Origin of the sequence: Actinomadura sp. NBRC 104425, assembly GCF_030269545.1 — a bacterium.
Taxonomy (GTDB): Bacteria; Actinomycetota; Actinomycetes; order Streptosporangiales; family Streptosporangiaceae; genus Spirillospora; species Spirillospora keratinilytica.
In genome coordinates, this window is the sequence record NZ_BSTN01000016.1 from 1 (window position 1) to 12,303 (window position 12,303).

Annotated in this window: 9 protein-coding genes and 1 tRNA gene; 1 reads left to right on the forward strand and 9 read right to left on the reverse strand. The window is 72.7% G+C overall.

The window, feature by feature from the left end; translation table 11 throughout:
* The 9 genes from QSK22_RS22475 to QSK22_RS22515 all read right to left on the reverse strand — a co-directional run.
* Positions 1 to 1,623: condensation domain-containing protein (locus QSK22_RS22475; RefSeq protein ID WP_285496284.1), on the reverse strand; the 1,623-nt coding region annotated here is incomplete at its 3' end.
* The gene (locus tag QSK22_RS22480; protein WP_285496285.1) at positions 1,613 to 1,861 is read right to left on the reverse strand and encodes an acyl carrier protein; all 249 of its coding nucleotides are present in this window, start codon (positions 1,859 to 1,861) and stop codon (positions 1,613 to 1,615) included. The genes QSK22_RS22475 and QSK22_RS22480, both read right to left, overlap by 11 nt.
* Before the next feature lie 21 nt (positions 1,862 to 1,882).
* Positions 1,883 to 3,772: an HAD-IIIC family phosphatase gene (locus QSK22_RS22485; protein WP_285496286.1), complete on the reverse strand. Its 1,890-nt coding sequence runs from the start codon at positions 3,770 to 3,772 to the stop codon at positions 1,883 to 1,885.
* A 13-nt stretch (positions 3,773 to 3,785) separates the two neighbouring features.
* Positions 3,786 to 5,879 (reverse strand): ABC transporter ATP-binding protein, encoded by a 2,094-nt coding sequence (locus QSK22_RS22490; protein WP_285496287.1) that lies wholly within the window; start codon positions 5,877 to 5,879, stop codon positions 3,786 to 3,788.
* Between the two features lie 20 nt (positions 5,880 to 5,899).
* Positions 5,900 to 6,118: an MbtH family protein gene (locus QSK22_RS22495; RefSeq protein ID WP_285496288.1), complete on the reverse strand. Its 219-nt coding sequence runs from the start codon at positions 6,116 to 6,118 to the stop codon at positions 5,900 to 5,902.
* Between the two features lie 266 nt (positions 6,119 to 6,384).
* A complete protein-coding gene (dpgD, locus tag QSK22_RS22500) occupies positions 6,385 to 7,194 on the reverse strand; it encodes an enoyl-CoA-hydratase DpgD (RefSeq protein WP_285496289.1) in 810 nt (269 codons plus the stop codon).
* Positions 7,191 to 8,516, reverse strand: coding sequence for a (3,5-dihydroxyphenyl)acetyl-CoA 1,2-dioxygenase DpgC (gene dpgC / locus QSK22_RS22505; RefSeq protein ID WP_285496290.1), 1,326 nt, complete (start codon positions 8,514 to 8,516; stop codon positions 7,191 to 7,193). The genes dpgD and dpgC overlap by 4 nt, the downstream gene beginning before the upstream one ends.
* 87 nt (positions 8,517 to 8,603) lie before the next feature.
* The gene (locus QSK22_RS22510; RefSeq protein ID WP_285496418.1) at positions 8,604 to 10,145 is read right to left on the reverse strand and encodes an acyl-CoA carboxylase subunit beta; all 1,542 of its coding nucleotides are present in this window, start codon (positions 10,143 to 10,145) and stop codon (positions 8,604 to 8,606) included.
* A 194-nt stretch (positions 10,146 to 10,339) separates the two neighbouring features.
* Positions 10,340 to 11,830 carry an aminotransferase-like domain-containing protein gene (locus tag QSK22_RS22515; RefSeq protein WP_285496291.1) on the reverse strand — a complete coding sequence of 497 codons (1,491 nt, stop codon included), beginning with the start codon at positions 11,828 to 11,830 and terminating at the stop codon, positions 10,340 to 10,342.
* A 372-nt stretch (positions 11,831 to 12,202) separates the two neighbouring features.
* Between QSK22_RS22515 and QSK22_RS22520 the strand changes: the two genes are divergently transcribed.
* Positions 12,203 to 12,276 (forward strand) — tRNA-Leu (locus tag QSK22_RS22520).
* Positions 12,277 to 12,303 lie beyond the last annotated feature (27 nt).

Genomic DNA, 12,303 nt, shown 5'->3' on the forward strand with positions numbered 1-12,303 from the left:
CACCACCACATCCACACCCGCCAACACCGCCTCACGACGAGCCCGCGGCCAGGCCGGATCCACCGGCACATACGCCGCCCCCGCCTTCAACACCCCCAACAACACCCCCACCAACTCAGCCGACCGCACCAACACCACACCCACCAGACCACCCCGCCCCACACCACGACCACGCAGCCCCCCAGCCACACGCTCAGCAAACCCGTCCAACTCCGCAAAGGACCACACCCGACCCCCATCAACCACCGCCACCGCACCCGGCACCGCAGCAACCCGCTCCTCGAACAGGTCCACCAGCGAGCCGCCGGTGCCGCCGGTGCCGCCCCAGCCCGTCACCACCAGGTCGCGGCCGGCCCGGTCGAGCAGGGACGCGCGGCCCACCGGGAGGTCCGGGGAGGCCACCACGGCCTCAAGGAAGCGGACGAACGGCTCGCGGTGGGCGAGGGCCTCGGGGGCGGAGTTCGTCTCGAACTCGATGGAGGTCTCGTCGCCGCCGCGCACCACGATCGACAGCTCGTCCACCGGGCGGATGGACACGTCGTGGGCGGTGGCGGGGGCGCCGGCGAAGTCCAGCACGCGTTCGAAGCCGATGATGTTGAGGACGGGGCCGAAGTACCGCCCGGCGGGCCAGCCGAGTTCCCGCCGCAGGTCCTCGCCCCGGTAGCGCTGGTGCCGCACCGTGTCGCGGAGCACGTCGCGAGCCCGCCCGGTGAGGTCGAGCAGGGTCGCGCCGGGCGGCACGTCCAGCCGGAACGGCAGGACGTTGGCCAGCGTGCCGGGAGTGCGTCCGGACAGCGGGGTGATGCGGCCGGTCATCGCGAGGCTGAAGACGGTGTCGCCGCCGTCGGCCAGCCGTCCGAAGTAGGCCGCCGTGGCGGCGGTGACCACGGTGGACCAGTTGGTGCCGACGCGCCGCGCCAGGTCGCGGAGCCGTTCGCCGAGCGGTGCCCGCACCGCGTCCCGGCGGAACTCGCCGGGCGCCGCGCCGGTGCCGAGGGTCACCGGGTCGGGCCGGTCGGCGAACCGCCCGGTCCAGTGCGCGCGGTCGGCGGCGAAGTCGGCGCAGTCGCGGTAGGCGCGTTCCTCTTCCAGCAGGTCGCGCAGCGAGCCGAACCGCGCCGGTGCCGGTTCGCGGCCCCGCACCAGCGCGGTGTAGACGTCGGCGACGCGGCGGGCGATCAGCGACCAGCCGTAGGCGTCCATCACCACGTGGTTGTAGCGCTGGTACCAGAAGTACCGGTCGGGTGCCACGCGGAACAGGGCGAACGCGAACAGCCGGTCCCGCAGCGGGTCGGCCGGTGCGGCGAGTTCGCGGCGCATCCAGCCGAGCGCGGCGCCTTCCGGGTCGGATTCCCCGCTGACGTCGAGCACGGGAAGGTCTATGTCCCCGGTGGCGTGCGGGATCTGCCAGGGCCGTTCGCCGTCCTCGACGATCCGGACGTGCAGCACGTCGGCCTCGGCGACCGCGGCGCGGACGGCGCGGGCGAACGCGGTCTCGTCCACCGGGCCGCGGATGTCGAGGTACTCGCCGGAGTTGTAAGTGGCGCTGGGCGCCCCGACCCGCTGGGCGAGCCACAGGTCGTACTGCGCGGCCGACAGCGGAAGGCGGTGCTCAGCGGGCATCGCGCACCCCCTGCTCGTCCGCGGCGAGGTCGTAGACGTGCCTCAGGTTGGGGGCCTCCAGCAGGTCCACGACGTTGATCCGGCGGCCGGTGTGCTGTTCGAGGATGGTGACCAGCCACAGCAGGTGCACCGATTCCCAGCCGGGGAGCTCGTGCAGCGCGCGTTCCAGGTCGTCCTCGGTCAGCGGGAGCCCCAGTTCGGCGCGCAGGAGCGCGACGAATTCCACGGCACTGTTCATGGTTCCCCCCGAGCGGGTGTGTCACGGCGCTTCATGGACCTCGACGAGACGGATGTGCGCGGGCGGCGGCGCGATCTCGGTGAGCGGGTGCCGGAAGGTCAGCATGGTCCCGTCGTCGCCCTCGGGGACGAACCCGTTGCGCGGGTAGAAGTCGCGGACCAGGCCGTTGCGGCTGCTGGGCCGGTATCCGGCGAGCACCGCGGCGGCGCCGCGGTCCCGCGCGTGCCGCAGTACCCAGTTCAGGCACGCCTCCTCGACCGACCGGGAGAAGACGCGGCAGCTGAGCAGGAAGTTGTCGATGTGCAGCAGGTCGCCGCGCCAGCGGGCGAGGACCGCGCCGACCAGGCCGCTGTCGCCGAACCGGTCGGCGACGTGCACGGCAAGGACGAGCGCGTCGGGGTCGTGCAGCAGCCGCCGGACGTCCTGGGGCTGCAGCCGCCGGCCGGTCAGGTTGAACTGGTTGGTGCGCAGCGTCAGCTGGGAGACGCGGGCGGCCTCCGGTTCGGTCGCCGGGCCCACCCGCACCCGCACGTCCAGTTCGCGCAGGTAGTCCTGGACGGAGTCGAAGCGGTCGAGGAACCCCTTGCGGGCCGCCTCCTCCCGGTACCGGGCGGGGCGGACCCGGTCCTCGCCGGTCAGCTCCCGCTGGTCGAACCAGCCGTCGCGCAGCAGCCGCGCGGCGTGCAGGGCGGGTTCGCCGTCCACGTCGACGACGGCGACGCCGGGCAGTTCGCGCCGGACGAGGCCGCGTTCGTAGGGGCTGTCGTCGACGAAGACGAAGCTGTCGACGGCCAGGCCGAGCCGGTCGGCGAGGCCGGCCAGGTTCTCATGCTTGGGCCGCCAGTTGGCGACGACCTGGACGAAGTCGGCGTCCCGCAGCGCCATCGCCGGGTGGTCCCGCAGCGCGCGCTCCACCAGGTCGGGGTCGTTCTTGCTGACGGCGGCCAGCAGCACGCCCTGCGAGCCGAGCTGCTTGGCGACGCGCTGGAACGCCAGGAACGCCTCGCCCCGGTAGCCGCCGCCGAGCTCGATGCCGTCCACGCCGTCGTCGCCGAGCACCCCGCCCCACAGCGTGTCGTCCAGGTCGAGCACCAGGCATTTCTTGGTGCGGCCGACGAGGTTTCTGGCCAGGTGGCCGATCTCGCGGGCGTAGGCGGCCAGCAGGTCGTCGGTGAGGTGGGCCTTGGCGTAGGTGCCGAGCCGGTCGTCGCCGACCGGGACGCCCTCGGCGACGAGCGGGTCCAGGTCCACCACCACGACGGACGGGTGCTGCTCGGCCAGCGCCAGCAGGCGGGCGTTGGCCTGCCGCCACACCGCGCCGAGCCGCGCCCTGGAACGCCAGTCGACGAGCTGCGCGGTGTGGCGGCGCGTCAGCGGCATCGTGTTCAGCACCAGGGTGCCGCGTCCCGTGCCCGTGTACCGCTCGGCGAGCCGTTCGATGAGTGCGACCTTGGCGGTGGCGGCGCGTTCGACGTCCTCCGGCGTCCACGGCAGCGGGACCTCGTCGAACACCATGGCCGGGTCGAGCACGCACAGCACCAGGTCGGGCCGCGCGGCGGACAGTTCGCTGTCCGGGTCGCCCAGTTCCCGCACGTACCCGTCGAAGCCGGTGACCATGGGACGGGCGACCAGGCCGTGCCGGGCGAACTCGGCCCGCAGCGGGGGCGTGAGCCCGGACAGGGTGCCGTGCCCGGTGATGCCGACGGAGACGCCCGGAAGGTCGGGGTGGAGCCGTTGGATCTCGGCCGGGTCCACCCGTTCCAGCAGGCGTCCGGCGCGCACCAGCTCGCCTTGCGCCTGCTCCTGCTGCGCCAGCGCCGCCACGATCCGGCAGACCAGCGGGTACTCGGCGGCCAGGCGTCCCGCTGCGGCCAGCTCCAGCAGCGTCCCGGCCGTAAAGTCGGCGACCAACCCCGGCACCTCCTCAGCCCGATCCCTGCGGCGGACGGCCGCCGGGCATGGGGCCCCCGCCGGGCGGCGGGCCCATCGGCGGTCCCTGCATGGGCGGCCCGCCGGGAGGCGGACCCTGCATCGGAGGCGGACCCTGCATCGGAGGCGGCATCATCATGCCGCCGGGCGGCACCCCCTCCAGCGGCGGCAGCCCGGCGCCGTTCGGGGGGTCGCCGTAGCCGGGGCCGGCGGGCGCGGGCGCGGCGCCGTTGCGGGACGGCTGCCGGGTGAACTGGGTGCGGTGCAGCTCGGCGTAGAGCCCGTCGGCCGCCAGCAGCTCCTCGTGCGTGCCGCGCTCGACGATGCGGCCCGCGTCGACGACCAGGATCTGGTCGGCGTCGCGGATCGTGGACAGCCGGTGCGCGATCACCAGTGAGGTCCGGCCCCGCAGCGCGGTCTTCAGCGCCTGCTGGATCGCGGCCTCCGACTCGGAGTCCAAGTGCGCGGTGGCCTCGTCCAGCACCACGATCGACGGCGCCTTGAGCAGCAGCCGCGCGATCGCCAGGCGCTGCTTCTCACCGCCGGAGAAGCGGTAGCCGCGGTCGCCGACCACGGTGTCCAGGCCCTCGGGCAGGGCGGCGATCAGGTCCCAGATCTGCGCGGCCTTGCACGCCTCGACCAGTTCCCGTTCCTCGGCGTCGGGACGTGCGTACAGCAGGTTCGCCCGGAGGGTGTCGTGGAACAGGTGCGCGTCCTGGGTGACCATGCCGACGGTGTCGCGCAGGCAGTCGAACGTCAGGTCCCGCACGTCGTGCCCGCCGATCCGCACGGTCCCCGACAGCGGGTCGTAGAGCCGCGGCACCAGCTGCGTGATCGTCGTCTTGCCCGCACCGGACGGTCCGACCAGCGCCGTCAGGGTGCCCGCCGGGACGCGGAACGAGATCTGGTCCAGGGTCAGCGCGTCGTCGCCGCGTTCGGGCGGGGCGCCGTAGCCCTGCAGCGAGGCCAGCGACACCTCCGACGCCTTGGGGTAGCGGAACGACACCGCGTCGAACTCGATGTCCGGGGCGCCGCGCGAGCGGTCCAGCGCCACCGCGCCGGGCCTTTGCGCGATGAGCGGCTTGAGGTCCAGCACCTCGAACAGGCGGTCGAAGCTGACCAGCGCGGTCATCACGCTCGCCTGCATCGACGACAGCTGGTTGATCGGGCCGAACAGCCGGGTCAGCAGCACGGCCAGCGCCACCAGCGTGCCGAGCTGGAACGAGCCGTCCACCACCAGCACGCCGCCGAGCCCGTACACCAGGGCGGTGGCCAGGGAGCCGAGCAGGGTCACCGACACCAGCAGCATCCGCGAGTACACCGTGGTGACGACGCCGATGTCGCGAACCCGTCCGGCGCGCTCGGTGAACAGGCGCTTTTCGCTGTCGGGGCGCCCGTACAGCTTGGCCAGCAGCGCGCCGGCGATGTTGAAGCGCTCGTGCATCAGCGTGCCCATCTCGGCGTTCAACTGCATGGACTCGCGCATCAGGCCCTGCAGCCGACGGCCCACCAGCCGACCGGGCAGAAGGAACAGCGGCAGCGCCACCAGCGCCAGCAGGGTGATCTGCCAGGACAGGTAGAACATCGTGCCGAGCACGAGGATCAGCGACAGCAGGCTGGACGCCGACTGCGACAGCAGGGTGGTGACGGCCTGCTGGGCCGCCACCACGTCGGTGTTCAGCCTGCTGACCAGGGACCCGGTCTGCGTCCGCGTGAAGAACGCGATCGGCTGCCGCTGGACGTGGTCGAACACCTGGGTGCGCAGGTCGTAGACCAGCCCCTCGCTGATCTTCCCCGACAGCCAGGTCTCGGTGAACGTCAGCACCGCCTCCAGCAGCGCCAGACCGGCCACCGCCAGCGCGAGCCAGACGACCAGTGCCTTCTCCCGGGGGATGATGCCCTCGTCGATCACAATCTTCAGCAGCAGGGGGCTCGCCACCTGCGCCACCGCGACGAGCGAGGTGAGCAGCAGCAGCGCCGCGATGGTCCAGCGGTACGGCCGGGCGTAGGGAAGGGCGCGCCGCGCCGTGCCGGGGGTGACGCGCCGGCGGGTCGAGTCGGTGTCCTCCCCGAACCCGCGGATGGTCATGACCGGTCCCGGGCCGCCGATCATGGCGCCTGGCGCTCCATCTCCGCGATCAGGCTCTTGGGACGCATGTCGGTCCAGTGCTCCTCGATGTAGTCCAGGCACGCCTGGCGGGTGTCCTCGCCGTGGACGATCTCCCAGCCCGCCGGCACCTCGGCGAACGTCGGCCACAGCGAATACTGGCCCTCGTCGTTGACGAGGGCGTAAAACGTGCCGTCTTCGTCGTCGAACGGATTGGCCACGACCACTCCTCGGATTGGAATTTCGCTCGGATGTCCCGAACCGGAATTCTGCTCTACGGTCCCGCTGTCTACCACCCGGGTTTCAGCCGGTCGGACGCGTCGGCGGTTTTCGCACCTCCGGGGGCCGACGGTGCAGGTGGCGGGGTGCGGGAGCCGACGGCGGGGCGGTGTCCAACCGCGCGTCCTCGATACTTGGACACCGCCCGGAAAAGGAGAGGGGCGCGCCGGTCGGGCACGCCCCTGATCTTTTATCGTTCACCGCGATGTCAATATCCGCACCACTGCGGATCGCGTTTTTCTGCGAACGCCCGCGGCCCCTCCACGGCGTCGCGGCTGTGCATGCGCCGCTCCTCCCAGACGAACCGGGTGGCGAACGCCTGCTCCAGCGGCATGTCGACGGACCGCAGCACCGCCTCCTTGATCGCCCGCACCGACAGCGGGGCGCTGCGCAGCAGGTCGTCGGTCCACGCCTCGACGCAGCGGTCCAGCTCCTCGTGCGGGACGACCTCGTTGACCAGCCCGAACCGCAGCGCCTGCGCCGCGCTCATCCGGCGGCCGGTGAGCAGATACCCCATGGCGATCTTCAGCGGCAGCTGCCGCGCCAGCCGGAACGCGCCGCCCGCGCCGGGGACCAGGCCGAGCCGCACCTCCGGCAGCGCGAACACCGCCCGCTCGGAAGCGATGATGATGTCGCAGGCCAGGGCCAGTTCGAAGCCGCCGCCGAGGGCGTAGCCGTTCACCCGGGCGACCACCGGTTTGGAGAAGGAGAACCGTTCGGTGAGCCGCGGCCAGCCCGGCTGGCCGCGGCTGCCGAAGGTGGTCGGCGGCGCGCCCTCCCGGGTGAGCCGGGTGCGTTCCTTGAGGTCCTGCCCGACCGAGAACGCCCGGTCTCCGGCGCCGGTGAGCACCACGACCCGCACGTCGTCGTCGCGTTCGACGTCGTCCCACACGGCGCCGAGCTCCTCGTGCATCCGCAGGTCCATCGCGTTCAGCACGTCGGGCCGGTTCAGGGTGACGCGGGCCAGGTGCCCCTTCTTCTCGTAGCGCACCCGGTCGGCGCCGCCGGGGCCGGTCATGACGGGCGGACGGTGAACCGGCTGACCTTGTTCAGCACGTCCTGCCCGTAGATGCGCAGGGCCTGCTGCAGCGCGAACTCGGCCATGTAGCGGCGGAACTCCTCCGGCGGCTCCTCGGCCAGGTTCAGCATGCGCCGGTTGGTGAGCACCGCCGGGCCCTGCAGGCTGCGCACGCTGCGTTCGAGCGCCGCGTCGAGCTCGGCCGGCTCGACGACCTCGTCGACCACCGCCCGCGCGTCCGGTTCGGTCGCCCACACGCGGCGGCCGCCCAGGATGACCTGGCGGGACAGCCGCGGCCCGCCGGCCCGGCCGAGCCGGAAGTTGCCGGCGCCGGGGACGATGCCCTCCTGCGCGGCGGGCAGGCTGACGTAGGCGTCCGACGCGGCGATCACATGGTCGAACACCAGCAGCAGCTGCATGCCGCCGCCGATGGCGAAGGAGTCCACGGCGGCGACCCACGGCTTGTCCACCGCCGGCCACTGCCACCAGGCGTCCTGTTCTACCCGCACACCCCGCACGATCTTGTGGATGTAGCCGAGCTCGCGCCGCAGCAGGAAGCCGACCAGCGAGATGCCGCCGCCGTGCAGGCGCTTGAGGTTGATGCCCGCGCTGAACACCCGCCGGCCGCGGTAGCGGGGGTGGGGCATCTCGCCGCCGCGCAGCGCCCCGACCCGCACGGCCGGGTCGAGCAGCGCCAGGTCGACGGCGGTCTCCATGTCGTCGACCTGCTGCTCGTCCTCGGCGTTCAGGCAGTCGTCCCGGCACATCGTCAGATACGCCACGCCGTCGCGGCGCTCCACCCGGACCGACGTGGTCTCCACCAGGCCGGTGCGGGTGAAGTCCGGCAGCAGCGCCAGCGCCCGGGGCGTCGGCCGCAGCATCGCGTCGAGCAGGTGCGGACCGGCCACCGGCGACCGCAGCACCCCGCGCAGGAAGATGCCCTGGTCGATCTCCCGGCCCTCCTTGGCGGCCTGCGGCCGGGACCGTTCGACGGCCATCATCTCCGGGGTGGGCACCAGCCCGGGGAAGGCGGTCGCGGCGGCCTCCACCAGTTCCGCTATGCGCAGTTCGACCGCGCGGCCGTCGGTGAGCTCGTCGTACACCGCGTCGGCGTGCACGTCCATGAACCGCGCCCGCAGCGCCCGCACCGCGCCGGTCGCGGCGGCGATCCGCTCGCGCACCTCCGGTTCGCGTTCGGCGGGGTCCGGCGCGGCGGCCACCAGGTCCTCGACGTGCCGGGCGGCCTCCGCCAGCCGCTCGCGGGCGGTGCTCAGGTCCGTCTCCATGGCCTCCAGCGGAGGCGCGTCCGCCGCGGTGGTCATGACGCCGCCGGTCGAGGGTCGCAGCCGGTCGTTGTGACACCGCATCTGATCACTGCAGCCACCTTCCCGAAAGAGTTCACAGGGGTTTCACAGGGGCACGTTGCCGTGCTTGCGCTGCGGCGCCGGTCCGCGCTTGCGCCGCAGCATGGCCAGGCCGCGCGCGACCGCGGCGCGGGTCCGCACCGGGTCGATGACGTCGTCCACCAGTCCCCGCTCCGCCGAGAACAGCGGGTGCATGAGCTGCCGGGTGTACTCGGCGATCAGTTCGGCGCGCAGGGCGTCGGGGTCGTCGGCGGCGGCCAGCTGCTTGCGGAAGACCACGTTGACGGCGCCTTCGGCGCCCATCACGGCGATCTCGTTGGTGGGCCAGGCCAGGGACAGGTCGCAGCCGATCGACCGGGAGTCCATGACGATGTACGCGCCGCCGTAGGCCTTGCGCAGGATCACCTGGACGCGCGGCACCGTCGCCTCGCAGTAGGCGTACAGCAGCTTGGCGCCGTGCCGGATGATGCCGTCGTGCTCCTGCTCGACGCCGGGCAGGAAGCCCGGCACGTCCACCAGCGTCACCAGCGGAATGCCGAACGCGTCGCAGAACCGTACGAATCTGGCGGCCTTCTGCGCGGCGTCGGCGTCCAGCACCCCGGCCAGCACCATCGGCTGGTTGGCCACCACCCCGACGACCTCGCCGTCGATGCGGCCCAGCGCGCAGATGACGTTGCGCGCCCACTGCTCGTGCAGCTCGATGAACTCCCCGCCGTCCACCAGCTCTTCGACGACCCGGTGCATGTCGTAGGGCTTGTTCGGCTCCACCGGGACGATCTCGGCCAGCCGGGGCCGTTCGTCGTCGGCCGCCCCGGTCGGCGCAAGCGCGGGCGCCTCCTCCAGGTTGTTGGACGGCAGCAGCGACACCAGGTACCGCACCTCGGCCAGGCACGTCTCCTCGTCGTCGTGCACGAACGTGGCCACACCGGTGCGCTCGCCGTGCACGTCCGCGCCGCCCAGCTCGGCATGGCTCACCCGGTGCCCGCTGACCGCCTCCACCACGTCCGGGCCGGTCAGGTACATCTGCGCGGTGCCGCGCACCATGAACGTGAAATCGGTCAGCGCCGGCGAGTACGCCGCTCCGCCCGCGCACGGCCCCATGATCACGCTGATCTGCGGGATCACCCCGGACGCCCGCACATTGCGGCGGAAGATCCCCCCGTACCCGTCCAGGGCCATCACGCCCTCCTGGATGCGGGCGCCGCCGCTGTCGTTCAACCCGATCAGCGGCGCGCCGTTCTCCAGCGCCAGGTCCATCACCTTGTGGATCTTCGCCGCGTGCGCCTCGCCCAGCGCCCCGCCGAACACGGTGAAGTCCTGCGCGTAGACGAACACCCGGCGGCCGAAGATCTCGCCGGAGCCGGTGATCACGCCGTCGGTGTACGGGCGGCGGTCCGCCATGCCGAGTTCGGCGGCCCGGTGGCGGCGGTACAGGTCGGTCTCGACGAAGGTGCCCTCGTCCAGCAGCAGGTCGAGCCGTTCCCGCGCGGTGAGCTTGCCGAGCCGGTGCTGCCGTTCGATGGCGGCCCGGTCGCCGCCGACGATGCGGGAGCGCAGCCCGGCATGCCGCCGGCGGAGCACGTCCATCGACGGCGGCGCCGGCTGCGGGCGGCGGCCGTTGCCGTTGACGCGGCCGTCCGCGCCGCCCCGCCCGTCGGTGCTCGCTCGCCCGCCGGTGCTCGCTCGCCCGCCGGTGCTCGCTCGCCCGTCCGAGGCGGCCCGCCCGTTGGCGTGGCCGTTGCCCTCCGGGGCGTGGCCGAGCTGCGTCTCTAAGGGGGCCGTCATCGCGACGCCGCGCTCTGCGCCTCGATGAAGCGGGCGAGCCGGGCGGTGCCCTCCTCGATCTCCGCCGTGGTCAGGTAGCTGGTGGACAGCCGGATGGCGTGCTCGCCGCCGCCCTGCGGATAGAAGTACGACATCGGCGTCCAGATCACCCCGAAGTCCTGCGCGGACCGGGCGAGCGCCGCGTTGTCGGCGCGGAACGGGACCTGCATCCGCAGGAAGAACCCCCCGGTGGGCCGGTTCCAGCGCACGCCGAGCGCGGCGCGGCGGTCGGCCGGGATGCTGCGGTCGAGCCCCGCGAGGACCGCGCGCATGGCCCGCCCGTAGTACTCGGCCGCTTCGGCGTTGAGCACCGAGAGCCGTCCGTCCGAGGCCAGCAGCGCGCCCGCCACGGCGGCCTGGCTGAGCGAGGAGGTGTTCACCGTCACCATGCTCTTGATCTTGGCGAGTTCGTCCGCCAGCAGGCCGACGCGGCCGTCGGCGTCCGCGACCGGCTGGTCGGCGATGACGAAGCCGACCCGGGCGCCGGGGAACAGCGTCTTGGAGAACGAGCCGAGGTGCACGACCCGCTTCTCCCGGTCCAGGGCCTTCAGCGTCGGCAGCGGCGTGCCCGGGCTGACCAGCCGGTAGGGGGTGTCCTCCAGGATGAGGATGTCGTGGCGGGCGGCCAGGTCGAGCAGCGCGTGCCGGCTCTTCACATCCATCGTGTTGCCCGACGGGTTGGCGTGGTCGGGCACCACGTAGAAGGCGCGCGGGCGGCGGCCGCGGGCGCGTTCGGCCAGGATCACCGCCTCGACGTCGTCGCAGGAGACGCCGTCCTCCCGCTCCTCGACCGCCGTGACGGCGACGTCCAGCACGCGGGCCGCACCGGTGATCCCCACGTAGCAGGGGCTGGACACCAGCAGCACGTCGTCGGGGCCGCCCAGGAGGGCGCGCAGGACCAGCAGCATGCCCTCCTGCGCGCCGACCGTCACCACGAGCGACTCGGGCGGCACGTCGATGCCCTCGTCCACGCGCAGGGAGTCGGCCAGGACGTCCCGGATCTGGCCGGCGGTCGGGCCGTACTGGAACACGGCGGTGCGCACGTCCTGCGGCGTGCCGCCCTGCGCGGCCAGGTGGTCGAGGAACCGGCGGATGTGCGTGAAGATCTGCTCGTTGTCGAAGAAGCCGTCATAGGGGCGGCCGGGCGCGAACGAGATCGCCTCGGGATAGCGCAGGGTGATCTCGTTGAGGAAGTTCATGGTGTCCAGGAGCGGGCTGGACACGCTGGCGTGCAGTTCCTCCTTGCGCAGCACGGCCGCGGCGGCCGCCGGCTCCGGCTTGCCACGGTCGGCGGACGCGGCACCGGGCACGTCACCGGACGCTCTACCGGGCACGCTGCCGGGCACGCTGCCGGGTGCGGTGCCGGCCGCGTTGTCGAGCGCGTCGCCGGGCGCGCCGTCGAGCGCGCGGGCCCCGGCCTGCTGGATATCGATGTCCCCCCCGCTCACGAGGCGACCGTCCGAGCGTTTTCCATGATTTCGCTGCTCCGTCCGGGCATGGCGGACCTGTGTGGCATTGAACTGCGGAGTGTCCTCGGCCCGGTCAGGATTGCACGCGGCGGAACGGCCGACAAGGTCGGACGGCGGTGCCGCACGGCCCGGACGGCGGGGATTGCCGCAGCAAGCCGATCGATTCACGGCCGGGTCCGGACATCGCGTCCAAGCAGAGTTTCTGCACACTTGGACGAGCCCCCGCAGGCCCCGTACCAGGCCGGATTTCCCCGCGGTCCGCTGCTGCCCACAAGACCCCGGCCGGCCGCGCTCCGCAATCTCCGACAATGGACATGGAGAATCCCGCCGGGCCGAAGTTAGAATCGTTCCGCCCCCGTAGCCCAATTGGCAGAGGCGAACCCCTTAAAAGGGTTATGTTGTCGGTTCAATTCCGATCGGGGGTACCGTTCCCGGCGCGGCGGCCTTTCCCC

Coding starts and splice junctions, on each gene's coding strand:
- dpgC (WP_285496290.1), bottom strand. CDS start 8,516: ATGACCACCGCGGCGGACGCGCCTCCGCTGGAGGCCATGGAGACGGAC.
- QSK22_RS22480 (WP_285496285.1), bottom strand. CDS start 1,861: ATGAACAGTGCCGTGGAATTCGTCGCGCTCCTGCGCGCCGAACTGGGG.
- dpgD (WP_285496289.1), bottom strand. CDS start 7,194: ATGACCGGCCCCGGCGGCGCCGACCGGGTGCGCTACGAGAAGAAGGGG.
- QSK22_RS22510 (WP_285496418.1), bottom strand. CDS start 10,145: ATGGACGTGCTCCGCCGGCGGCATGCCGGGCTGCGCTCCCGCATCGTC.
- QSK22_RS22490 (WP_285496287.1), bottom strand. CDS start 5,879: ATGACCATCCGCGGGTTCGGGGAGGACACCGACTCGACCCGCCGGCGC.